We start from the raw sequence: 22,461 nt of genomic DNA, 5'->3' as shown, positions 1-22,461 counted from the left end.
CTCGTTTCACTCATGACAACTTCTGCTGACAGCAGAGGTAAAGGGGTCTGCGTCTTTATTTTTGTCAAAAGTCCAATTTTAAATCACCAGGATAGGTGGGTAGACTCTGCGCCTCTGCACGCTGCAGCTGATTGAGAATGGGACGCCAGTCAATTTCATTGACGTTAATTTCATTAGCGGTAACAGTGGCGCTCATGAATTTCTTCTCACTCTTTGAATATTTGCCTCTAGCCTAAGCGCTACAGCTCATCAAAGCAAACACTCTTTTTTGTCCAAATCATCAATTAAATTTATGCACTCAGCGTCAGAGGAGTGAGATCAGCCCTTCAAAGACTTCAAGAGTCATAGTCTTTGAGTGGTCATAACACCTATGAACAGTAGGTTGCATGCTCAAAAGGAGCTAAATGTGACGTAGCCCCATGTCCAGTTTTCGCTCTACAGCACTCAGGTATTCTGCTGCCACTTCGTCTGCACAACCCATTGAGCGAATGCGACCGCGATCGAGCCAAATAGCACGATCGCACGAGCGGTGAATATCCTCCATGCTGTGCGAAACCAGCAACACGGTAGCGCTGCCGTCCCATAGCTGTTCCATCCGCTGCTTACATTTCTGCTTAAAACTCTCGTCCCCAACCGACAGCACTTCATCCAAAATCAAAATATCAGGCTGCACATCCGTGGCGATCGCAAACCCCAGACGTGCTGCCATCCCTGATGACAAGGCTTTAACGGGGGCTGAGGAATAATCCTCCAACTCTGCAAATTCCAGAATATTCGGTGCTCTGGTCAGCATTTCAGCTCGCTGAAAGCCGAGCAGCACACCATAAAGGACGATATTTGACATCACAGTCATTTCGGCATCAAAACCTGCGCCTAGCTCAATAAGCGGCGCAATTTGCCCCTTGACTCGCAAAGAGCCACGAGTCGGTTGCAGAATACCAGAAATCAACTTGAGCAAGGTTGACTTGCCGGAGCCATTAGCGCCAATAATGCCAACTTTTTCACCGGCTTTGACGGACAAGTTGATATCGTCGAGCACTAACTTCCGGGCAGGCTTGCGATATTTACCTTCCACAAACGACAGTAACGTTTTTTTTAAGTCGTACGAGAACTCTTCCTGAGTTCGTCGTGACAGTGAGACTTGATCGAGGCGAATTACTTCCATCTAGAGTAGGTCCATAAATTGCGGTCGCCACCACCTGAAGCAACTCCAGCCCAGCCCAAAAATGACAACGCTGCTCACCAACGCTCGCACTAGCATACTCACATCTGGAGGTTCTCCTGAAAGCACGATTTGACGAGTGCATTCAATAATAGGGAAGAGCGGATTCAATTCTAAGAGCGGCCTGACATGAGCTGGCACAATGGATGCCGGATAAAAGACAGGACTGCTGATCCACAATACAAAGATGACCAACTCGTAGAAGTAAGGCAAGTCTCGAAAGAATACAAATAAAGCACTAACGAGAAACCCAGCCCCCAGGCAAACCAGCGTGAGCGCCAACAGCGGCAGCGGAAAAATGGCTAAATTAATCAGACTCTTAGTCACAATAGTCGCCACCAATTCTGCCAATGGCATTGGAGCTGCCAGGTGCGTCAACACATGATGCCTGACATTGACCACTGTAACGATCGCCAGCAATGGCATGGGGCCGACCAGAAACTGAAAAACGTTTGCGGCATTGACTGCGACTGGAAAAACACTCACAGGCAACCGTATCTTGTTCAGCAACGGACCATTCCCCACAACGCTTGTGAGTGCTTGTGAGGTCGCTGCCGAAAAGAAATTGATAATCGTCAGCCCTGTAAAGGCAGCCATTGCATAACCAAACAGAGACCCGTAGTATTGGGTTGCGAAGACGCCACCAAAAATGGCCGTGTAAAGACCAGTCATGGTCAATGGATTGAGCAGCGACCAGAACACCCCCAGTACCGAACCGCGGTAGCGTGCACTCAGGTTACGCTCTACTAAAACACGAAGCAACTCCCAATACCGCTGTGCCTCAGAACGGGACAGGTTTTTCTGAATTGAGATTGCCATGTTTATGTAAAACCGAACTAGATTCTAATTGTAATTGCTGATCTAAATTCCCTGGAATCGGTGCCAATGTCAACTGTTTTACACACCGTTCACGACCAAATGCTTCCAGTCACAAGCGGGAACCAGGCATGAAGCCTTTGCGCACTGCCACTTAACAGACGACGCAAGCAACCTCATTGTTCCATGAGCTAAGGTTAGCGTTGTTCCCTGAGCTAAGACTGAACGAAGGCGCTTCATAAGAAAAAATTTACTGTTGGGCTAAGAGCCGGTTTTGCCAGAGTCTTGCTGCCATCTGACCGTTTACCTTGTGATCAAGGCGGGCAAACCTGCTCCTAAGGGGCTTTGGCTTGTTAGAAAGCGACCTAAGACATCGGTTCTGGTCTTGATGCTCGCTCTACAATGCCTGTCTCTTCCAATGCTTGTTGCATTGCCTGTCGCTGCTCCGAATCGTACCCCCAACGTTCTAAAAAGGTTTGATATGCGCCCGTTTTCGTTGCGATCGCTCGTGACAATTGCTCCGCTTCCGCCTGTACTTGCGGCAAATGAAGTCGTTGAATGAGCTGTGCAGTGCGCGATCGCACACGCTCCGATCCCATTGCCATCGTCTCATCTTGATTGCGGCGATGCGTGATTGCCATTGCCGTAGACATCACCAGATTCTTCACTAAAAGCGGTGCGACGATCGCTGGCGATGCTTGCAAAGCAACGATAATAGCGCGTGCTGGCTGGTCTGCTAGCGGGCGATCGTCGCTCAAGTACGTGACAAAAAACCCCCGTGCTCCATTCTCGCTGCCTACTAGAGCACGCACCGTAGACTCAAGCGCTGCTCCAGTCACGCTACCTTGGTTAAGGCCGTCTAAGAGGGTTTGGGTCAACGCGATCGCCGCTGCGAAACTAACGGTATCGGGGACGTCAGGAACGTTGAAACTAGACTCAACTGCCATCTTCTGAAGTTCTCTAGATATGATTAACAAAGTGTTCAGCTATCAGCTATTAGTTTCTTGGCTGTAGTTCGTCGTTCATCGCTTGCCGTTCCACTAGCCATTGGCTAAGAGCCTTTAACGGCTGACTGCTGACTGCTGAATGCTGACCGCTTATAGCTGACCGCTAATCGCTGACCGCTTTCCCAAAGTATGGCAATTATTTCCTCCAAGAAACAGCCCTCAGAGTCGGATGGACAACAGGAAAAGGCCTCGTTGCCCTTGGGGGATGCGATCGCGCCGGCTCCGACACAGCCAACCGCATCCCTATTAAAGCCAGAAGCCGCACCTGAAGAACGTGGCAAGCAGGAAGAGCGTTTGCGCCCTCAGCGACTGGCGGAGTATGTGGGTCAGAAAGATCTGAAAGAGATCTTAGATATTGCCATCCGTGCCGCGAAAGCGCGCAAAGAGACGCTGGATCATCTGTTGCTCTATGGGCCACCAGGTCTGGGCAAAACAACCATGTCGCTGATTTTGGCAACGGAAATGGGCGTTAATTGCAAAATCACTAGTGCTCCAGCGCTAGAACGCCCCAAAGACATTGTGGGACTGCTAGTAAACTTACAGCCGGGTGATGTCCTCTTCATTGACGAAATCCACCGCCTTAACAAAGTGAGCGAGGAACTCTTGTATCCAGCCATGGAGGATTTTCGGGTCGATCTCACGATCGGTCAAGGTTCCAGCGCCCGCACCCGTTCTCTCAAACTGCAGCCCTTTACGTTAGTGGGTGCCACCACACGGGTCGGGGCCCTCACGTCTCCACTGCGCGATCGCTTCGGGCTCATTCAACGGCTGCGTTTTTACGAACTAGACGAGTTGACGCAAATTGTCTTACGCACTGCAAAACTGCTTACCACTGCTGTGACGCCTGAAGGTGCCGCTGAAATTGCCCGACGGGCGCGCGGTACGCCCCGCGTTGCCAATCGATTGCTCAAACGGGTGCGTGACTATGTGCAAGTCAAAGAACTGGGAACCATCGATCAGTCGATCGCGGCTGAAGCACTGGAGCGCTTCAACGTTGACCCCTGTGGCTTAGACTGGACTGATCGCAGATTGCTGACCGTCATGATCGAACAGTTTGGAGGCGGGCCAGTTGGTCTAGAGACAATGGCAGCGGTAACGGGCGAAGATGCACAGACGGTCGAAGAAGTGTATGAACCCTACCTGCTGCAAATTGGCTATCTTAACCGCACTGCACGCGGTCGCATTGCAACCGCAGCCGCATGGAAGCATCTGGGGTACACTCCACCCAACACTCAACTTTCGGTACTTTAGACGTTAAGCCTTGCTCTACGTACCATCTCATTGACTAACCTTAACGAGAGAGTAAATTTTGAGGAAAGAGGAAACGACTGAAGCGGTAAGCCACCAGTTAACGGCGTCAAAGCGTGTGATCATCCAGTCAAAGAGCATCGTCAAGAAAGTGTTTGGTGTCGTCTCTATGCTATCTTTGGCAGCCCAGAGCGTCCTTTCCGATCGCAGAAACCTTGCCGCGTATTACTACATTAAAGGCAACGGTATCGAGATTGGAGCCCTGCATAACCCACTTACCGTCTCCAGCAAAGCAAACGTTCGCTACGTCGATCGCATGTCAGTGGCAGACCTCAAAACTCATTACCCAGAGTTAAGCGAATTGCCTCTGGTAAAAGTGGATATTCTAGACGACGGGGAAGATTTAACCCGCATTCCATCAGCATCTCAAGACTTTGTGATTGCTAACCACTTCATTGAGCATTGCCAGAACCCAATCAAAACAATTCAGAGCATGTTGAGGGTACTGAAGCCAGAGGGTATTCTCTACTTAGGCATACCAGACAAACGCTATAACTTCGATGTTCATCGTCCGCTAACCGACATTGGCCATCTTTTGCAGGACTACAACGAAGGTCCAGAGTGGTCCAAAAAGCAACATTTTCTAGAATGGGCAAAGTTTCCCACTTTAGGCTATACCTGCGATAGCGACGGCAAAAATGACCCTAGAATCGAAGCCGAAGCCAATCGATTCATGGAACAGGACTACAGCATTCATTACCATGTTTGGACTCAAACCGAAATTTTAGAGCTCCTGGTAACCTTACAAAAAACCTTACATCTTGCGTTTGAAGTCGAATTTTTCCTTAAAAACAAAGATGAAATGGTGCTCGTGTTGAGAAAAAATCCTTGACCTGTCACGATCGTCCCCGGCTCGTTTTGCTCTTCATTGGGTAGTCTTCTATGATTCGGTTTCTCTTTGTTTTGCTGAGTGTAGTGCTCACTAGCCTACTCACTTGGGCTCCCGGTTCAATGCTGGCAGCCGAGCAAACGCCTTCGACTGCTCCTGCGACACCTGCAGCTCCTCAGCCAGTGATGTCAACGCCACCGCAGGCAAAGACCTCAGCACCACCACAGCCAACTGCTTTAGATTTGTACAAACAGCTCGATGCGATCGCCGACAAAGCCTTTAAAGCTACCAATGAAGGAAACTTTCGTACAGCTGAGGACTATTGGACGCAAATTATTGAGAAGCTGCCGCAAACGGCTGCAGCCTGGAGCAATCGCGGGAATGCCAAAGTCAGCCAGAACAAACTGCAAAGTGCGCTGGTTGATTACGACAAAGCAATCGAACTTGCACCAGGGGCACCCGATCCATATCTCAATCGTGGGACAGCTCTCGAAGGCTTGGGTCGATGGGAAGACGCGATTGCTGACTATAACCACGTTCTAGAGCTCGACCCTAAAGATCCGGCGGCCTTCAACAATCGTGGGAATGCCAAAGCCGGACTGGGACAATGGGAAGACGCGGCGGCTGACTACAAAAAGGCAACTGAGCTTACCAGTGATTATGCGTTCGCTAATGCCAATTACGCACTAGCGCTTTACCAGTTGGGTCAGCAAGATCAGGCTGTTCGTAAAATGCGCAACCTGGTGCGCAAGTATCCCCAATTCGCTGACATGAGAGCCGCACTCACAGCCGCACTCTGGGCAAAAGGGAAGCAAGGTGAAGCTGAAAGCCAGTGGGTCTCAGCGGTTGGTCTAGACTCGCGTTATAAGGATCTGAGTTGGCTACAGAAAAACCGTCGCTGGCCCCCCGAAATGGTGACTGCAATGGAGAAGTTTTTGAAGCTAAAAGCGTAGGAGTGAAAGAGCAGAGAGCGAGAGGAGTTGCTAGTTGTGGGAGAAAAGTGAGCTGTTAACTGCCAAATTAGCTCAAAGAGTTCCTCCTCTCTCCTGCTTCACCAGTCGTTCGATCGCCCCTACCGTCAACTCCTGAACATTGTCATAAACAACCTGCGCTCCTGCTTGTTGAAGGGTTGAGATGTAGGTTTGTTTGTTTGCTGCGGTTTCTTGGACATGCGGTGGCAAAACGCCAACTGCAAACCAATGGCGATCGGAATAAAGCTGGCGGGCTTTAACGATCGTGTGCATATCTGCCACCGTATCTCCCACATAGATTACGGGCGCAGTGGCAGAGACAGTCGTAGCGTCGGAGGCACTCAGCAGGCGCACCGTTTGCACCAACCCAGTTGGATCGGGTTTGCCGGGTGCATCTTCCATTGCCACCAGAACAGGCGATCGGAGCGCCAAACGTTGCTCTAGAACGTAACGTGCTGATCCGGTTGTCGCCCCGCTGAAAAAGCCCCATCGAATGCCTGCCTGCGTCAACTGCTCCAGGTAGCTCGGCTGCACCAACAGCGGTTCATGGCAAATGTAGCCCGTCCAATGGGTGGGGTCAGTGCCACGATAGCGAGATTGAAAAAAGGCAACCAGTTCATCGTAATGAAGCAGGATGGCATTTTCAGCAGCGGCATCTCGCGATCGCCCCTGTGCCTCAAAATAGCGGTACAGCAATTCCTGTGAGGCTTCCCAGTCATTATTCCAGAGGCCTTCTGCTTTGAGCGCGTCAATATCCCACGGAGAAGGGCGGTACGCTCCATCAGTAAACTGTTCTACAGTATCTGCCAACGCGCGTCGATACGATCCACTCACATCCCGGATCACCCCATCAATATCAAAAATGACGATCGCGTCTAAACCCTCATTGACACATAAAACGCCTGCCTGCTCTACTTGTGCAGCTGACTTCATACGAATCACAAATGACGAAAACCCTTACACTCTATACCCTACACCCAATTCCAGCGTCTTTCGTGACGCCAAACGACTACTCTGGCGATCCATCCGACAGTGAGATAGAATGATAAACTGCGGAGTGATTGCATCACTGCAAGGCTAATCAATAAAGTTTGGGACATGCTGGAGGTTGGGTTGTCGAAGTTTATTTTGAAGGTTCTCTGGCTAGATGAAAATGTTGCATTAGCCGTCGATCAGGTGGTAGGTAAAGGAACTAGTCCTTTAACCTCCTATTTCTTTTGGCCACGCAATGACGCGTGGGAACAGCTGAAAGCTGAGATGGAAGCGAAACACTGGATCTCTGAAGTTGATCGAGTTGAGTTGCTTAATCAAGCCACTGAAGTCATCAATTATTGGCAAGAGGAAGGCAAGCGGCGACCCATGGCAGAAGCTCAGGCGAAATTTCCAGAGGTCACCTTTACAGGTAGCGCCTAACAAGCTGGCGATCGCATCCTCTGTTGTCGCGCAAATCATTTTCCGGTATCATGCCATCGTATACAAACGTTGAACAAGCGTGAGAGCTTGTCAAGTGACCCGACCGCCCTGACTTGTAAGTGATAGAGTTAGGGCGTGTTTTGTATTTATGTTTTTACCAGAATTAAGTTAACTGGCACGCCTATCCGTGGGGGTTCGCTGCATAAAACCGATTTATGGCTGATTGATCGCTATAGTTGTCGTCAAGATAGCTCAGCAGGCGGCTTTAAAGGATCGGAGATCGCTGCTCTCTGGAAGGCATTCCACCCCTTCCGTCGAATCTCAAGCACGATTGCTGTGTGTGACTACGGAAAATCACGTACATATATCAATCATTTGAGACTTTGGTCACAATTTGCTACGGTTTACTACAGTTAACACGCATTGTTTAAATTTCTTTGCGATTTGATAATTTTGCTTAGGCAGGTAGTTTCATGACCATTACCCCCGATCAGGTAGAGCGGATTGTTTGGAATCAGCATCATGATCCGTTTGAAGTGCTGGGCCCCCATGCCATAGAGAAAGATGGGCGGCCAGCCTGGGTAGTGCGCGCGTATCAGCCGGATGCCGATACGGTTTGGGTCGTGGTGCCAGAGCAACGGGCAGAATACCTGATGCAATCAACCCACCATCCTCACTTTTTTGAATGCACGATCGATATCCCTGAGCTGACCAACTACCAGTTCCGCTTGAAGGAAGGTGAGCATGAGCGTTTTATCTATGATCCATACGCCTTCCGCTCTCCCTATCTGACCGATTTTGATGTGCATCTTTTCGCTGAAGGTAATCACCATCGGATTTACGAAAAGATGGGTGCTCATCTCACTGAGATGAACGGGGTCAGCGGGGTTTACTTTGCCGTTTGGGCACCAAATGCACGCAATGCATCTGTTCTCGGTGACTTCAACAACTGGGATGGCCGTAAGCACCAGATGCGGAAGATTGGCAATGGCATCTGGGATTTGTTTATTCCTGAAGTGGGCGTCGGCGAGAGCTATAAGTACGAAATCAAGAATCAGGATGGCCATATCTACGAAAAGTCAGATCCTTATGGTTTTCAGCAGGAACCGCGGCCTAAAACAGCTTCGATCGTCACTAACTTAGACACCTACACCTGGAAGGACGATGAGTGGATGGCGCAACGCCGCCATACTGAGCCACTGACTAAACCCATCTCGGTTTACGAGTGCCATCTCGGCTCCTGGTTACACGCCGCTTCCAGTGAACCCGCTCTGTTGCCCAATGGTGAACAAGAACCTGTAGTCGTTGTCTCCGAACTCAAGCCCGGAGCGCGCTTTTTGACGTATCGTGAGCTCGCCGCCAAACTGATTCCTTATGTGAAAGACTTGGGCTTTACTCACATTGAGCTCTTGCCCGTTGCTGAGCATCCCTTTGACGGTTCCTGGGGCTATCAGGTTGTAGGTCACTATGCGTGTACCTCACGGTATGGCACCCCCCAAGACTTCATGTATTTTGTTGACCAATGCCATGCCAATGGTATTGGTGTCATTGTGGATTGGGTTCCCGGACACTTTCCCAAGGATGGACATGGCTTAGCCTTCTTTGATGGCACCCATCTTTACGAACACGCTGACTCTCGCAAAGGCGAACACAAGGAATGGGGCACGCTCGTATTCAACTATGCCCGCAACGAGGTACGGAATTATCTGGTTGCAAACGCGCTCTTCTGGTTTGATAAGTACCACATTGATGGTATTCGCGTCGATGCCGTCGCATCCATGCTTTACCTCGACTACTGCCGCGAACCCGGTGAATGGGTGGCTAACCAATATGGTGGCAGGGAGAACATTGAGGCGGCAGATTTCATTCGCCAGATGAATCACGTTCTCTTTAGCTACTTTCCTGGGGTTCTCTCCATTGCTGAAGAGTCAACGTCCTGGCCGATGGTATCCTGGCCTACCTACGTGGGTGGTCTGGGTTTCAACCTGAAATGGAATATGGGCTGGATGCACGACATGCTGGACTATTTCCACATGGACCCGTGGTTCCGTCAGTTTCATCAAAACAATATTACGTTCAGCATTTGGTATAACCATAGCGAAAACTTTATGCTGGCGCTCTCGCATGATGAGATTGTGCACGGCAAGAGCAACATGCTAGGGAAAATTCCGGGCGATGAGTGGCAAAAGTTTGCTAACTTGCGCTGTCTTTACGCTTATATGTTTACCCACCCTGGTAAAAAAACGCTGTTCATGAGCATGGAGTTTGGGCAGTGGAGCGAGTGGAATGTATGGGGTGATTTAGAATGGCATCTGCTTCAATATGAGCCGCACCAAAAACTGAAAAACTTTTTGTCGGTGTTGAACCAGCTTTATCGCAGCGAGCCTGCGCTGTATAGCCAGGACTTTGGGCAGGAAGGGTTCGAATGGATTGACTGTAGTGATAATCGCCATAGCGTAGTTTCGTTCATCCGGCGAGCCAAGGAGTCAGATGAGTTTGTCGTTACCGTCTGCAATTTTACACCTCAGCCCCATTCGCATTACCGTGTTGGTGTGCCAGAGCGTGGCTTCTACACAGAATTGCTTAACAGTGATTCGCGCGAATATGGCGGCAGCAACATGGGCAATTTGGGTGGCAAATGGACAGAGGAATGGGCCTATCACAACCAGCCCTACTCGATCGATCTCTGTCTGCCACCATTGGGCACATTGATCTTGAAGCTCGATCGACCCAAGACAGCAAAGGCACTGCAGGGCATCACTGAACAGGAATGAAAATAAATTGATAGCGAACCATTACAAGAAGAAAGCCTTTGTTGGCAGCCATTTGTAATGGTTCTTGTCCTAATAGCAGTACTTGCCGTCTTGCATTGCTGTACGCTCTCTCCCTGTGCGAATGACGCCCAGCAAGGTAGAGACGATAACGCAGCGCTTGAGTTTGCCACCTATTTTGCCTGATAAGGTTAGTCGTCCAAGCTGACCGTTAACATGCCCCTCATGGTCAAACTGTACTCGGCGGACAAGGCCCGACTGCTGCAAGGTTGTTTCTGCATCCATTTGGATGGCTGCGTCAAGGCTGCTCCAAAGGGACGTTGCAGGTGTGGTGCCTGCTGGGTGAATTGCCCACTGAACCACACCGTCGGGATTTTGGAAGCTGGCTTGCCAAATCACGCGACTTTGCTTGGCACGACTCTGAGCGTCTTGCATCACCAGTAAGACCTGCTCCTGCCCTCCGTTAAGGCGTTGCGCAGTTGTAAACGACGTCCATCCAGGAACCATAAGAGCGAACAAGATGCCCATGATTGCTACGATGATCAGAGTTTCAAGTAGCGTAAAGCCAGCCGTGTGCAACCGTTTGACAGCGTACCAGTGAGAGATAAGTGAACGTTGAAGACGATCGCTTGTAGCGTAACCATTCTTAGTCTGGTTGCCCTTGATCTGGTGATGCATGATAGAGCACTCTGATGATTGGAAGGATGATTATTTGTCTCTTTCAGATTGCCCAGAGCCTTTGAGATGCTAACGACTTCAGCGAAGGTTTGCCGGATCAGCAGAGCGGGGCGGTGTAGTCGCTTGAGGTAGGTAGCGCTGTCCGATAGCGCTCTTGCCGCATCACACAAGCCAGCACTGGCAAAAGGATTGGCTATGCATCAGGGGATTAAGCTCAAACGGAATCTACTGATGAGGACATTGAGAACCTTGGCAAAACGGCGATCCGCAATCTGGCGACGGTATAGGCGATCGCCCTGGAGTATCGGCCTCACGCTGGTGATCATCTGCCTGGTGGTGCGATCGCTCCCCTACCTGGCTCCGATTCACGCAGCCGCTCTAGTACAGGAACAACAGGCAATCGCCTTTACCGATCGCAACGGCTTACCACTGGGAACCGTTTTGACTCGTGACCAGGAACATACCGTTACGGTGCCGCTAGATCAGGTCTCGACAGCCTTCAAGCACGCGATTATTGCAGCCGAAGACGGGCGCTTTTATCAGCATGGGGCGCTGGATGGACGGGCGATCGTCCGGGCGTTCTTAGAAGCGGTACAAGCGCGTCAGTTGGTCAGCGGTGCCTCTACAATTACGATGCAGCTGGCCCGGATGCTAGAGCCATCGCCCCGCAAATTGCCAGGGAAGGTGAAGGAAATCTGGACATCCTGGCGACTGACGGCTGGTATGAACAAAGATGAGATTCTCCAGGCATACATCAACCGCCTGCCGATGGGCGGTAATGTCTATGGCATTGAAGCTGCCGCTCGCATCTATTTCGGCATTCCTGCAAGTGATCTCAACGTTGCTCAAGCAAGTCTCTTGGCAGGACTGCCCAATGATCCCACTCGCCTCAATCCCTATGATCGCTGGCAAGCCTTGAAGAGGCGACAAACCTATGTGCTCGATCGCATGGTTCAAGATCGCTACCTGAGTCGTGCCGCAGCCGATCGCGCCTTTCAAGAAGCACTATCGCTCCAGCCTCGACAGCAGGGCATTATAGCAGCGCCACATTTCCTCTTTTGGCTGGCTGATCAGCGATCGTCTCATCCCGCTGCAGTGCAGACGACGCTCGATCGCCCCTTACAGCAGTTTGTGGAAGCCCAGGTACAGCAGGTCATTCAAGCCTTAGCACCTCATAACGTACACCATGCAGCCGCTTTAGTGCTGGATAACCACTCTGGCGACGTATTGGCATATGTAGGATCGCCCAATTACTTTGCCGATGCCCAAAGCGGACGAAATGATGGTGTGCAGGCTCTACGCCAGCCAGGTTCCACGCTCAAACCATTCCTTTACGAACTTGCCTTAGAGCAGCAAGTCATACGTCCCAACACCGTCCTGGCAGATGTACCCACTCGCTACGCCATTCCTGGGGCCAAACTCTACACGCCCTCAGATTACAGCGAAACATTCCAGGGTCCTGTACGAGTACGGGTAGCACTGGCAAATTCTTTGAATGTGCCAGCTGTGAGAGTGCTGGAGAAAGTCAGCGTCAAGGCGTTTCTCGATCGCCTGCACCAACTCGGTTTCACGCATCTGACCCAAACTCCTGATTACTATGGCTTAGGACTGGCGCTTGGCGGCGGTGAAGTCAGCCTGTGGGAGTTGGCAAGGGCATATCTCGCGCTGGCGAATCGGGGCGAGGCGATCGGGGTGAGGAGAGAGGAGAGAGGAGAGAGGGGTGAGGAAGTAGACTTCGGCGTGAGCGCTCAGTCGAACGACGTCAGAAGTCAGAAGTCAGGAGTCAGAAGTCAGGAGTCAGCCGTTGAAACCAATCCAAAATTCAGAATATTCCCTTCGGGAACGCTTCGCGAACAAAACTCAAAACTCTCTTTACCCCTCTCTCCCCTCACCTCTTCCTCTACCTCGTCACTCATCACCGATATGCTCAGCGACGCTCATGCCCGTGCTAAAGCGTTTGGGGTAAATTCACTGTTGAGCCTGCCGTTTCCGACCGCTGTTAAAACCGGTACCTCCTCTGATTTCCGCGATACCTGGACAGTTGGCTTCAGCACGGATTACACCGTTGCTGTCTGGGTTGGTAATTTCGACGGGCAACCGATGCAGCAGGTCTCAGGAGTAACGGGTGCGGCTCCGTTGTGGAATCGCATCATGCTGCATCTTCATGAGCACCGGGAGCCGATCGCCTTTCCGCCGCCTATGGGATTGGTCAAACGTCCAATCTGCGCCTTATCCGGTGCCCGTCCTACGCCTGGCTGCCCATCAGTAGTGCAGGAGTATTTCGCTCTAGGCGATCTAAGCGAGTACGATCGCCAGCCTGATCCGTTCTACCAGGCAGTGGTGGGCAGTAAGGGAAATCGCGAATATCGCCTCAAACTGCCGCCCGAATACAACGAATGGTTAGCAATGCAGCCGCTTACACCGACAGCAGGCGAGTTGAGAATTCTCTCTCCCCGTAATGGCGATGTTTTCTTGCTGGAGGCCGGAGCCAGTCCTGACTCGGCTCAGCAGCTTCAGTTCAGGCTGGCGAACTCATCAACCCAAACGACAAAGTGGCGACTGAACGGACAAACACTCACAACCCCAACCCCAGACTCCGTTTTCTGGAGACCCAAGCCGGGTAACTGGACGCTGGAAGTGAAACGTGGCGATGTGAGCGATCGGGTTACGTTTGAGGTACAGGTGGCAGAACGCCGATCCACTCGTAAGGGCTTTTCGATCGCTCAGTAAGGCGGTAACCCACATTCCGCCCTTTCCACTGGCACACTCCGAATTAACTCAACCTCTGAGGTAAGCCACTGGTTCTACCAGTGCGACTCGCAAAGCTTTGAGCGTTCCCGGCGTAAAGTAACTGTCGGCTTCAACACAGCAAGTAGTACTGCCGACAGGTGGAGCCAAAGAACTGGAGAATCCGACGGCGATCGTCGGTGAGATTGATGACCTGCTGCATGCCGTCGAGCACCACATAGTGAACCGCCATGAAACACTGAAACAGCCAGCGTAGGGTCGGGCGTTGCGTCGCTTTGCCCAGTTGGTTGGGCAAGGTTTGGTCTGCTTGTTGGAGGGCTTGGCGGAGTTGACGCTGCCCTAAGTTGTACACCAACAAACATAAGCCCATGACCATCGCGAGTGCCATAATCCGCTCTGGGGCTTTGAGGAAAACGCTCGAAGCAAAGAACAAAGGGTCTTTGAGAAACCGAAAGCCTCGCTCGTTACCCTGTTGCGCCTTATATTCTTCCAGGGCCTGCTGTGGGCTTAATTGGTCTGCGTCTTCCACCCCATTCGTGGCCAGAATGAAGCGTCCGGCTCGTTGCTGGTGGAGGGCGACAACGCCCGCCTTGGGTGTTAACGATGCGTGGGGGTGGTAGGTAATTCGACTGGGCGGTGTATCCCGTTTCGGCTTACCCGGTTTCTCATAGTGCAACGTCTGCTGGACACCGATTGCTTCCAGTTGATGCCACGGTAAGGTCTGCTCAAACTTTTTCAGTGCCGCCAAAGCATCGGCTTCGCAAGCAAATGTTTGCGCACATAATCGTCGCAATTGCGCTTGCCCATGGGCGGCTGCCTTGGCTATCGTCTTCTCTAACTGCTTGAGGTCAGACCGTTTCCGTTCCTGGCTTTCGACCACAAACCATTGTTGCCTGACACCGCCATAGTCGCAGCAAACCGTCGCTATCCGATAGCCTTCCAGTTGAGTGCGCTCAAACGCCGACTCTGAGACCTGGTTGACTAGCTCGGAAGCCGTGTTGAGCGTTAATGGTACTCGAGTCAGCCACCGTAACCCGGATAACTCTTGCAGATTAGCTTCGCTGTAGAGGGCAGCATCGGCTACATACAACCCCTCAAAGTGCCACTGAGCCTTAAACGCTTGCATCAACCCAGCAAAGCGGGCTTTATCCGACTGGTTGCCATCGGCTAGCTCGAGAAACGCCGGTAGATCACCATCGTTCCAACACACCAGGTTCAGCACAAACTGTTTCAGGTCAGGTCGCCGGTCTCGTGAATAGCCATAGGTGATGGTAATCGGCACCGGGGCAGTCCCTTCCACCACGGGAGTTGCCGATAAATACTCTCCCTCCACGGCAAGGGAAGTCGAATCGAAATGGGCACTCTGGCGCTCGATGCCAAATTTGCGCGCTGCCACCATGCAAATGGTCGCAAACAATGGGCTTAAGCCGCCCAAGTACAAAGCGTCGAGGACTCGTCCCAATCGGTCGTCATTGAGATGCTCTGGCACTACACCTTCCCCGAGCAAGTGTGCCGTTGCTTTACCCACAAAAAATTGCTCAAACAGGTACAACGGAGCCGAGACCATCCCTAAGCCATTCAAAATCATGGCTTTCACACCACTCCTGGACTCACCTGCTCGCGTGAGTCTTCCCCCAAGTGCTGATTGACCTGCTCCACAATCTCTAACGCATCTACCAAGCCAGCGACGATGCCTAAATGATCCAGGTTCTGTACAATCAATGCGTCGTTCATACTGCACCTCCTCTCCTCCAAGCCTTAAGAGAATGCTGCTGCTATATTCTCAATGTGACAATTCAAGGGCGGAATGTCGGCGGTAAAGCTCTCAAACCGCGTCGATCAGTTGTCGAATTTTTTCTGCTGTAGCAGGTGCTAGCAGTACGCCGTTGCGGTAATGTCCCGTTGCCAGCAGCACATTGCGATAGCCAGGGAGCCGCTCGACAATTGGAGCGGGACGACCTTCAGGACGAGGACGCAAGCCAGACCAGTGACGGACGATCGTCGCTTCTGCCAAAACCGGACAAAACGCGATCGCCTGCTTCATGACCTGATTGAGAGCCTCTGAGTCGGCACTAGGAATCGACCCCGCAGCAGGAAATTCTACCGTTGCACCGACCCAGTAATCCCCTCCACCCAATGGAATAACGTGGACATCCTCGCCAGTGATCACAGGCTGCAACTCCGGCGTTCCCAATGGCTTCTGCAAGCGCACATGCACGGCTTGCCCTAAAACAGGTCGGATATCAACCGATCGCTGAAGCATGTCAGTGAGAGGCGTTGATCCCAAACCTGCGGCAATGACCAGCCAATCAGCCGTCAACGATCCATGCGTCGTCTGAACCTGCTGACACTGCTGCAAAGCAGCTTCTGATGGTTGGTCAGAGCAATCGCACGGTTCTTCCACTCCAATAACAGCCGTATCAAACTGAAACGTCACACCCTGTTGTGCCGCCGCCATCACCAGGGCTTGAGTCAGCGCTGTTGGGTCAACCTGACGGTCGTCTGGCGAATAAACCGCAGCCGTCACCCGCTCTAAATTGAGTTGAGGATAGCTGACAGCGAGCTGATCGCGATCGAGAATCTCTAGCCGCAAACCCTGCGATCGCCGCACTTCTACCAGATGCTGCCAGCTATCCAGCGTTTCGCCTTCAAAGCAAAGGCGTAGTATGCCTTGCTGATTGAACAAGATTGTTTGACCCGTCAGCGCTTCTAATTGAGGAATCCAGGCATTGTAACGTTCGATTCCCGTTAGTCGCATCCGCAGGTTATTGCCTTTCGTTTTCTGGCTAATGGCTCCCATCAAAACACCCAGCGCTGCACCGGTCGCCGCTTGAGCTGGCTGCTGGCGATCGACAACCGTGATGTCAAGCCCCTCAATGTGGCTCAATTCATACGCGATCGCGGCTCCGACAATGCCACAGCCGACAATGACAACGTTAGTCATGAGTATTGAGGAAGCTAAGTATCCGCTCTAACCTTGAGGCACGAGTTCCAGAAACGAGTCCAGCCCTTTAATTGCTTTATCAAGGCTACGAACGGCAGCTTTGTAATCACCCTTCTCGGCGGCAGCGTCGATCGCCACCAAATTTTTGAAGGTGTCTTTGGCACGATCGCGGGCTTTGACCTGATCACCCGGAAGCAGGCTGCGCGAAATGTAGGCCATCTTGGTCCGCAGTTCTCCCAGCGGTCCGTGAATGAAGTTACGTACAAACGTCCAGTTCTGCTTCTCAACCAGCGTTGCCAGCTCAGGCAAGCGATCGCGTAGCTCAACAACCTCTGCTGTATAGGTCTGAATTTCCTCAACCTGTGTAGTGGTATAAGAAAGCGTTTTTGCTTCCGCCACGCCGCTAAAACTCACTAACGTGACCGCGATCAGCATCAAAATAAACGCAATAGCAGACCGATACTTAACCATGATTCATTCCGATTCAACAAGGTCAACAAAGCGTATAGCGGACCCTACAGGATTTGAACCTGTGACCGACCGCTTAGAAGGCGGTTGCTCTATCCACTGAGCTAAGGGTCCTGGTGCTCAATACATACTATAAAACCAGCATAAACCAAGAAGTCTTGAGCTCACCCTGAACTTTGGCGATCGACCGCAGCGGTTGCATGAGCTGGATCCAAACCATGATCAACTTTTGTTTTCTGCGCTACTCTTGCTCTATCTGCACGATCGTTGCCAAGCGGAGGGCTAACGGTGCTAAAGCCTACATCAGGCTGTAGGCTTACCAAAGAGTCACTCCCTCTAACCTTATTAAAGTCCCTACAAATTTAGTCACAAACGTCTAGCGGATGTCAGTGTTCAATAAGTTTGGGGTTGAATGAGTTTGGGGTTCAATGAGTTTGGGATTCAAAAAAGTCCCTAACCTTGGAGGCGATGTAAACTAGCAGCCCGAAAAGGGGAATTGATTAAGGTATGGTGTGTTTTAGCTTGTTTTGATCACCGTCTGAACTTTAGGCAGTTTTTTGCTTCAGAAAATCACTAAGGCTGACTGTAATAGTTGATAGCGATTGAGCGATTTCCTTGACTCACTGGCGAGATTATGCGATCGAATCCCGCCCAAACGCCCAGCCCCGACAGGAGTTAATTGGCAGCGTCATGTTTATTCTGAAAAGGCAGGATGTTGAGATTACGAGTGTCCAGCACCCAAAGCGGGATCAGCAAATCCCGATTCTTACCTATCAGGGGCAAACCTTTCGCTTGCTGAGTATCTTCAATGCGAGCCAGGAGGAAGATGCCAAGACATTCTGGCGCGATCTGACGGACAACCAGGGCAAAGCCTGTGTGCTACTAGAGGAACCGGAACGCTACAGCGTCTGGGGCAAGATTCGTCTAGAGCAACTGGCGGTGGATACAGATGCTGGCGGTGGAGAGGCAACGGCAACACCTATTTACATCAGAGCCTGCCTGCTCATGCTACAGGGAGTTTATATCGATATCGAAGATTTGTTGGGCCATCGGCAAGCTGGTCTCTTTCAAAAGGACATTTCTGAAGTCTTTAAACAGTGGCGGTTTCCCCAGGCAGACTCACCCGAAGCAATTAAATATCTGCTGACGGTTGATCCCCTTGATGCAGCACAAATTCCACCCTGGCAAGAGCACCACCTGAATACGCTGTTACAAGAACTGCATCGCTTAGGGAAAGCTTATTTTGGGAATACTACGTTTGCAGAACGGGCGATCGATACGCTGCAAGATCTCTCAAGTAATGATCGGACAGTCTTTCAGGCCTGGCTCAACCAATCGCCCCTGGGCAAGATGTGGCATTAGCTTGAAGAAATGTTCACGCGTTGTTTCATCGCCGTCACTTTCGATTACGATGCGAGTCTTGCTGCAGGCGCGTTTGTTAGCCACCTGTCTAACACCTTATTCACATCCTTTTTGAAATTTGGTAGGCAGTTCCTTGGACAAATCATCTACTTCTCCTAAGTCGTTCCCATCGGTACAGACGATCGTCCTGGCTGAAATTGTCTGGGCCGTCCTGGCGCTTCTGTTCTTTCTCCTCTTCAGCGTGCCTCTGCCTGGTCAAGAGCGTCCACTCTGGTATTCGATCGGTACCACAGCATTCGAAGAAATCGCTTACTTTGCGGCCGCCTGGTTCTGCTTTAGAAACTGGCGCAGCCCCCAGATTGTCAGTGGTCGTAACGTCTGGCTCTGCATTGGGTCAGGCATGTTGTTCTACTTCCTGGGCAATTTGCTTTTTTTCTATTGGGAAACGATTTTAGGACAAGAAGCTGATGTCTCTCCCGGAGACTTCTTCTATATCCTTACCTACATTTTTCTCATCGTCGGTATTCTTCTGGCAGTTGCTTCCAGACGGCTTAACCTGGAACTCTGGCAGTGGGGAGTTGTCGCCGTGATTGCAGCAATCAGCATTGTGATTGCGTGGTTTGTTTCATCGCCAGTGTCTGGCAGTATCGAGCAATCCTTGTTAGTGCAACCGGTGGCAGCCCAAACAGCACCTGCAACAAAGCCCACCGCCAAACCAACTGCAAAGCCTACGGCAAAACCAGCGGCTTCTAAAGCTAGTCCCAAAGCCACTCCAAGCGTAAAAGCAACGCCAGCAACGCCAGCCGCTTCACCGTCTGCACCACCCATCGCCGTGCCGGCTCCTGCTGCTGTGGAGAAAATGTCACCACAGGCGGCACCTGGGAATCAAAATGCGCCTGTTTCTGCGGCTGAACAAAAAGCGCCACCGCCAGAGTGGGTTCTTGCTTTAGAAGAAACGTTAAAGCCATTCAAGCCCTACGTGAATGGTTACTACATCGTCTGCGATGTGTTGCTGTTGATTATCGCTACAACGCTACTGTTGGCCTTCTGGGGAGGGCGATTTGCCCAATCCTGGCGGATGATCGCCGCCGCTGCGTTTTCGCTTTACATTGCTGACATTTGGTTTAAGTACACGACAACACACTTAACCAATTATCAAAGTGGTGGTTTCTTAGAAGTGTTTTGGGTGTTTAGTGGCGTACTATTTGGCATTGGTGCAGCGCTAGAGTACGATTTATCGAGTCGTGCCCGCAGCCGAACCGGTGGACGTAGACGTGCATCGTCCTAAAGCGATGGTCGTCATCCAACGTCGCGATCGCCCAGGCCTGATCACCCCATTAACCGAGCAGCCATTCTGCATGATGTGCCGACTTTCGTTCTGATTGAGCAATCGGCTCTCGATCGAGAGCGCTTCAGCATAGAATGAAGCAAGTGGCTTGTTCTCTCCGCAGCCTAAAGCATGACCTCTCGAAAACTGTCCGAGTCTGATAAACAAGAAATCCTCCAACTCTATCGGCAACCAGGTGAGACAACGTCAACCCTGGCTAGTCGCTATGGGGTGAGCAACAGTACTATCAGCCGCATTCTCAAAACTAGTTTCTCTGAAGCAGAGTACGACGCGCTGATTCAGACAAAACGTGGCAACCGTACGTCTAGCGAGACGCCCTCTCTTTTAGATGTCGACCCTGGGATAGTGGATGCTGAGGTAGCAGGCTTTGAAAGCGTAGTAGATGCTAACGAAAAGCGCGGCGACCTTGAAGAGTCGTTCGCTACAGAGGCTACTGTTGCCGAAGCCATTGGGGATTCTATACAAGAATCGCTCTCTGTTACTGCTCCCCTAGAAGAGACGTTGCCGTCAGCGCTGACAGCAAATGGACGTCGACTTCGTAAGCGCTCTTCGACACCGCCTGCACCAATGCCTTTCACCCCCATTATTGCGCCACCGACAGTTGCGCCACCCCCATTTGCGCCACCGACAGTGAAGATCAAATCGCTAGAGGCAGACCGATCGCCGATCGCCGATCGTGATGACACCGCTTTGCCTGTAGAGGACATCAGCGACATCGATGCTGAGCCCCTATACGACGAGCTTCTGACAGCAGGCGCGGCTGAAGGGATCGTCATGGGCGAAGACTTGTTGCAGGACGAAGCCGATCTAGCGGATGAGCTGGACGATGATGACGATGACCTGGACGACGATGACCTCGATGATGACGAGCTAGACGACGATGACCTAGACGACGACCTGGAGAACGGCGCACTGTTCGCTGGCGGGCGAATTGCTGGCAAGGCGTTAGTGCAGGTACTGCCGTTAGCAGAGGCGTCTTTACCCCGCACTTGTTATCTGGTGGTCGATCGCTCCGCTGAGTTAATCGCCCGACCTTTGAAAGAATTCGGTGATCTCGGTCAAATTCCAGAAGCCGAGATTTTGTCAAAAACGCTGCCCGTTTTCGACAATCATCGTGTTGCTAAACGCTACTCAAATCCCCGGACGCAGCGTGTGATCAAGCTCCCTGACGCACAGGTACTCCAAAAAACGTCATCTCACCTTCAGGCAAAAGGCATCACACGCTTGCTGATTGACGGGCAGGTCTATGCCTTGTAAGGAAGGGTTTTAGCTCATCAGCCCTCACTTGTTAGTAATCTTCGTCGTCTTCTCGCTGAAAGCTCGATAAGCCTAACAGTGGTTGGGCGATCGCAGTGCCTAAAGTGCCCAGTGCCACGCTAAACGCCAGCACTAACCCCACTGGCATCTCGATCGACTGAAAGCCCAAAAACCGTAGCGAAACAGGGCTGAAGTTCTGGATCGCTAGAATGGCGATCGCGCTTATCCAGGCAGCAACGAGAAGAGCAGTTAAAAGAATGGCGAGAGCTTTCATGGAGAAATTGGAGAGCGAGAGAGCATCACCTCTATTCTTACAGCTTTGCTCAAAACTAATGACCCGCATCGCTGATAAAGCACAAAAAACCCACCAGCAGTGCTGATGGGTCTGTTACCTATGAGTGCTTCATAGGGGTTACAACACCGCGAACTTGAGCCAATCCGGAAAATGTTGCCGCGATCGCAAAATTAATCTCCCAGCCGCTACAAACGATCGGCTAGTTGCACAAGGCTTAACCTAGTGACGTGCTTCATGCCGTCGGATCAATCGCCCTGACCAACAGCGAAACGATGCTGGAAACAATCGTTAAGACGATCGCCCCAATCAACGCTGTCAAAAAGCCTGCCAGATGAAAGCCTGGGGTAATCGCAGCAACCAACCAGAACGTGAACGCATTCACAACAAACAAAAATAAGCCCAGCGTCACAATGGTCAATGGGAGCGTGAGTAGCGTCAAAATGGGTCGAACGATCGCATTCACCACGCCCAAAATAACTGCCCCAATGAGCGCAGCAGTGAAGCTATCAATCTTGAAGCCCGGCACAAAATGAGCCGTAATCACCAGCGATAGGGCTGTTGCCAGCCAAGTCAAAATAAAGTGCAGCATTGATCTTAGTCAGAAGATTTTTTGAGAAGCATCGTGAGGCGCTTGTCCGAAAGGAGACATTAGCCCATGTATTCATAAGAGTCACCGCATTAAACCAGCCAACCGTCAGAGTTAAATCAGGTGTCTGGATCACACTCTAGTATTAATCATCTTGCACTGATCGCTGCATGGAACGATCGCCCGTTATAGAAACCTCTTTCGCTAGCCCATCCAGGTCGGGATTGAACCAGGGCATCGATTCTACGGGCTTTTCTTGATAAAGCTGTTCCCAATTGGGAACTTCACGGGCTTTTGTCACGGCCACCGCTCCATGATTGAGTCAATCGTTGCCAACGTTCAGTTAAACGTTCCTGCTTTAAGGAGATTTCTGGCAAAGAATTTACCCAAGCTTCTAGAATATTCTTATGTTCTTGCAAAAAGTAAGGCACAAGCGTT

Annotated in this window: 20 protein-coding genes, 1 tRNA gene and 1 pseudogene; 9 read left to right on the top strand and 13 right to left on the bottom strand. The window is 51.3% G+C overall.

Features of this window, described 5'->3' with window-relative positions; translation table 11 throughout:
• Positions 1-64 precede the first annotated feature (64 nt).
• The 4 genes from C7B82_RS34240 to C7B82_RS10850 all read right to left on the bottom strand — a co-directional run bounded on the left by C7B82_RS34240 (position 65) and on the right by C7B82_RS10850 (position 2,985).
• Entirely contained in the window at positions 65-196 is a 132-nt protein-coding gene (locus C7B82_RS34240) for a hypothetical protein (protein WP_281258957.1), read from the bottom strand.
• 204 nt (positions 197-400) lie between these two features.
• Positions 401-1,165, bottom strand: coding sequence for an ABC transporter ATP-binding protein (locus tag C7B82_RS10860; protein WP_106256310.1), 765 nt, complete (start codon positions 1,163-1,165; stop codon positions 401-403).
• Positions 1,166-2,041 carry an ABC transporter permease gene (locus C7B82_RS10855; RefSeq protein ID WP_106256309.1) on the bottom strand — a complete coding sequence of 292 codons (876 nt, stop codon included), beginning with the start codon at positions 2,039-2,041 and terminating at the stop codon, positions 1,166-1,168.
• Between the two features lie 362 nt (positions 2,042-2,403).
• Positions 2,404-2,985: a hypothetical protein gene (locus tag C7B82_RS10850; RefSeq protein WP_106256308.1), complete on the bottom strand. Its 582-nt coding sequence runs from the start codon at positions 2,983-2,985 to the stop codon at positions 2,404-2,406.
• A 189-nt stretch (positions 2,986-3,174) separates the two neighbouring features.
• On the opposite strand from C7B82_RS10850, the gene ruvB reads away from it, so the two are divergent.
• Genes ruvB through C7B82_RS10835 form a run of 3 tightly spaced genes read left to right on the top strand, consistent with a single transcriptional unit; the run spans position 3,175 to position 6,135 of the window.
• Positions 3,175-4,296, top strand: a complete 1,122-nt coding sequence (ruvB, locus tag C7B82_RS10845; protein WP_106256307.1) for a Holliday junction branch migration DNA helicase RuvB — start codon at positions 3,175-3,177, stop codon at positions 4,294-4,296.
• A 58-nt stretch (positions 4,297-4,354) separates the two neighbouring features.
• Positions 4,355-5,185, top strand: coding sequence for a methyltransferase domain-containing protein (locus tag C7B82_RS10840; RefSeq protein ID WP_219904265.1), 831 nt, complete (start codon positions 4,355-4,357; stop codon positions 5,183-5,185).
• A 50-nt stretch (positions 5,186-5,235) separates the two neighbouring features.
• Entirely contained in the window at positions 5,236-6,135 is a 900-nt protein-coding gene (locus C7B82_RS10835) for a tetratricopeptide repeat protein (RefSeq protein WP_106256306.1), read from the top strand.
• A 72-nt stretch (positions 6,136-6,207) separates the two neighbouring features.
• Here C7B82_RS10835 and C7B82_RS10830 read toward each other — a convergent pair whose 3' ends face one another.
• A complete protein-coding gene (locus C7B82_RS10830) occupies positions 6,208-7,086 on the bottom strand; it encodes a TIGR01548 family HAD-type hydrolase (RefSeq protein ID WP_106256305.1) in 879 nt (292 codons plus the stop codon).
• A 180-nt stretch (positions 7,087-7,266) separates the two neighbouring features.
• On the opposite strand from C7B82_RS10830, the gene C7B82_RS10825 reads away from it, so the two are divergent.
• Together C7B82_RS10825 and glgB are read left to right on the top strand one after the other, a co-directional pair.
• Positions 7,267-7,566: a 30S ribosomal protein PSRP-3 gene (locus C7B82_RS10825; RefSeq protein WP_219904263.1), complete on the top strand. Its 300-nt coding sequence runs from the start codon at positions 7,267-7,269 to the stop codon at positions 7,564-7,566.
• 473 nt (positions 7,567-8,039) lie between these two features.
• On the top strand, positions 8,040-10,340 hold the full coding sequence (gene glgB / locus C7B82_RS10820) for a 1,4-alpha-glucan branching enzyme (protein ID WP_106256303.1): 2,301 nt from the start codon (positions 8,040-8,042) through the stop codon (positions 10,338-10,340).
• A 69-nt stretch (positions 10,341-10,409) separates the two neighbouring features.
• On the opposite strand, the gene C7B82_RS10815 is transcribed toward glgB, so the two are convergent.
• Positions 10,410-11,015, bottom strand: coding sequence for a pilus assembly FimT family protein (locus C7B82_RS10815; protein ID WP_219904261.1), 606 nt, complete (start codon positions 11,013-11,015; stop codon positions 10,410-10,412).
• A gap of 231 nt (positions 11,016-11,246) precedes the next feature.
• On the opposite strand from C7B82_RS10815, the gene C7B82_RS10810 reads away from it, so the two are divergent.
• On the top strand, positions 11,247-13,745 hold the full coding sequence (locus C7B82_RS10810) for a penicillin-binding protein 1C (protein ID WP_106256313.1): 2,499 nt from the start codon (positions 11,247-11,249) through the stop codon (positions 13,743-13,745).
• A gap of 130 nt (positions 13,746-13,875) precedes the next feature.
• Here the strand turns inward: C7B82_RS10810 and C7B82_RS10805 are convergent.
• The 4 genes and pseudogenes from C7B82_RS10805 to C7B82_RS10790 all read right to left on the bottom strand — a co-directional run bounded on the left by C7B82_RS10805 (position 13,876) and on the right by C7B82_RS10790 (position 17,289).
• A pseudogene (locus C7B82_RS10805) lies at positions 13,876-15,497 on the bottom strand (IS1634 family transposase).
• A 91-nt stretch (positions 15,498-15,588) separates the two neighbouring features.
• The gene (locus C7B82_RS10800; protein WP_106256302.1) at positions 15,589-16,707 is read right to left on the bottom strand and encodes an NAD(P)/FAD-dependent oxidoreductase; all 1,119 of its coding nucleotides are present in this window, start codon (positions 16,705-16,707) and stop codon (positions 15,589-15,591) included.
• Between the two features lie 27 nt (positions 16,708-16,734).
• Positions 16,735-17,178 carry a photosystem II protein PsbQ gene (gene psbQ / locus C7B82_RS10795; protein ID WP_106256301.1) on the bottom strand — a complete coding sequence of 148 codons (444 nt, stop codon included), beginning with the start codon at positions 17,176-17,178 and terminating at the stop codon, positions 16,735-16,737.
• A 38-nt stretch (positions 17,179-17,216) separates the two neighbouring features.
• Positions 17,217-17,289: transfer RNA gene (locus C7B82_RS10790), tRNA-Arg, on the bottom strand.
• 576 nt (positions 17,290-17,865) lie between these two features.
• Between C7B82_RS10790 and C7B82_RS10785 the strand changes: the two genes are divergently transcribed.
• The 3 genes from C7B82_RS10785 to C7B82_RS10775 all read left to right on the top strand — a co-directional run bounded on the left by C7B82_RS10785 (position 17,866) and on the right by C7B82_RS10775 (position 21,142).
• Positions 17,866-18,537, top strand: coding sequence for an Npun_F0813 family protein (locus tag C7B82_RS10785; RefSeq protein ID WP_106256312.1), 672 nt, complete (start codon positions 17,866-17,868; stop codon positions 18,535-18,537).
• Between the two features lie 133 nt (positions 18,538-18,670).
• Positions 18,671-19,825, top strand: a complete 1,155-nt coding sequence (locus tag C7B82_RS34235) for a hypothetical protein (RefSeq protein ID WP_281258956.1) — start codon at positions 18,671-18,673, stop codon at positions 19,823-19,825.
• Between the two features lie 171 nt (positions 19,826-19,996).
• Entirely contained in the window at positions 19,997-21,142 is a 1,146-nt protein-coding gene (locus tag C7B82_RS10775; protein WP_106256299.1) for a helix-turn-helix domain-containing protein, read from the top strand.
• A gap of 31 nt (positions 21,143-21,173) precedes the next feature.
• Here C7B82_RS10775 and C7B82_RS10770 read toward each other — a convergent pair whose 3' ends face one another.
• From C7B82_RS10770 to C7B82_RS32210, 3 genes are all read right to left on the bottom strand, one after another.
• Complete coding sequence (locus C7B82_RS10770; protein WP_106256311.1) at positions 21,174-21,416, bottom strand: lipopolysaccharide assembly protein LapA domain-containing protein; 243 nt, start codon at positions 21,414-21,416, stop codon at positions 21,174-21,176.
• 253 nt (positions 21,417-21,669) lie between these two features.
• Positions 21,670-22,026 (bottom strand): phage holin family protein, encoded by a 357-nt coding sequence (locus C7B82_RS10765; protein WP_106256298.1) that lies wholly within the window; start codon positions 22,024-22,026, stop codon positions 21,670-21,672.
• A 142-nt stretch (positions 22,027-22,168) separates the two neighbouring features.
• On the bottom strand, positions 22,169-22,324 hold the full coding sequence (locus tag C7B82_RS32210) for a hypothetical protein (protein ID WP_181357445.1): 156 nt from the start codon (positions 22,322-22,324) through the stop codon (positions 22,169-22,171).
• Between the last annotated feature and the right edge of the window lie 137 nt (positions 22,325-22,461).

It is taken from the genome of Stenomitos frigidus ULC18 (assembly GCF_003003795.1).
Lineage (GTDB): Bacteria > Cyanobacteriota > Cyanobacteriia > Leptolyngbyales > Leptolyngbyaceae > Stenomitos > Stenomitos frigidus_A.
This window is presented reverse-complemented; position numbering and strand designations above follow the sequence as displayed.

Excerpts from the sequence above, each read along its gene's own strand:
- C7B82_RS10815 (WP_219904261.1), bottom strand. The coding sequence starts at position 11,015 with ATGCATCACCAGATCAAGGGCAACCAGACTAAGAATGGTTACGCTACA.
- C7B82_RS10855 (WP_106256309.1), bottom strand. The coding sequence starts at position 2,041 with ATGGCAATCTCAATTCAGAAAAACCTGTCCCGTTCTGAGGCACAGCGG.
- C7B82_RS10835 (WP_106256306.1), top strand. The coding sequence starts at position 5,236 with ATGATTCGGTTTCTCTTTGTTTTGCTGAGTGTAGTGCTCACTAGCCTA.
- C7B82_RS10775 (WP_106256299.1), top strand. The coding sequence starts at position 19,997 with ATGACCTCTCGAAAACTGTCCGAGTCTGATAAACAAGAAATCCTCCAA.
- C7B82_RS10860 (WP_106256310.1), bottom strand. The coding sequence starts at position 1,165 with ATGGAAGTAATTCGCCTCGATCAAGTCTCACTGTCACGACGAACTCAG.
- C7B82_RS10770 (WP_106256311.1), bottom strand. The coding sequence starts at position 21,416 with ATGAAAGCTCTCGCCATTCTTTTAACTGCTCTTCTCGTTGCTGCCTGG.
- C7B82_RS34240 (WP_281258957.1), bottom strand. The coding sequence starts at position 196 with ATGAGCGCCACTGTTACCGCTAATGAAATTAACGTCAATGAAATTGAC.
- glgB (WP_106256303.1), top strand. The coding sequence starts at position 8,040 with ATGACCATTACCCCCGATCAGGTAGAGCGGATTGTTTGGAATCAGCAT.
- C7B82_RS10810 (WP_106256313.1), top strand. The coding sequence starts at position 11,247 with ATGAGGACATTGAGAACCTTGGCAAAACGGCGATCCGCAATCTGGCGA.
- C7B82_RS10830 (WP_106256305.1), bottom strand. The coding sequence starts at position 7,086 with ATGAAGTCAGCTGCACAAGTAGAGCAGGCAGGCGTTTTATGTGTCAAT.
- C7B82_RS10850 (WP_106256308.1), bottom strand. The coding sequence starts at position 2,985 with ATGGCAGTTGAGTCTAGTTTCAACGTTCCTGACGTCCCCGATACCGTT.
- C7B82_RS10785 (WP_106256312.1), top strand. The coding sequence starts at position 17,866 with ATGTTTATTCTGAAAAGGCAGGATGTTGAGATTACGAGTGTCCAGCAC.
- C7B82_RS10765 (WP_106256298.1), bottom strand. The coding sequence starts at position 22,026 with ATGCTGCACTTTATTTTGACTTGGCTGGCAACAGCCCTATCGCTGGTG.
- C7B82_RS10800 (WP_106256302.1), bottom strand. The coding sequence starts at position 16,707 with ATGACTAACGTTGTCATTGTCGGCTGTGGCATTGTCGGAGCCGCGATC.
- ruvB (WP_106256307.1), top strand. The coding sequence starts at position 3,175 with ATGGCAATTATTTCCTCCAAGAAACAGCCCTCAGAGTCGGATGGACAA.
- psbQ (WP_106256301.1), bottom strand. The coding sequence starts at position 17,178 with ATGGTTAAGTATCGGTCTGCTATTGCGTTTATTTTGATGCTGATCGCG.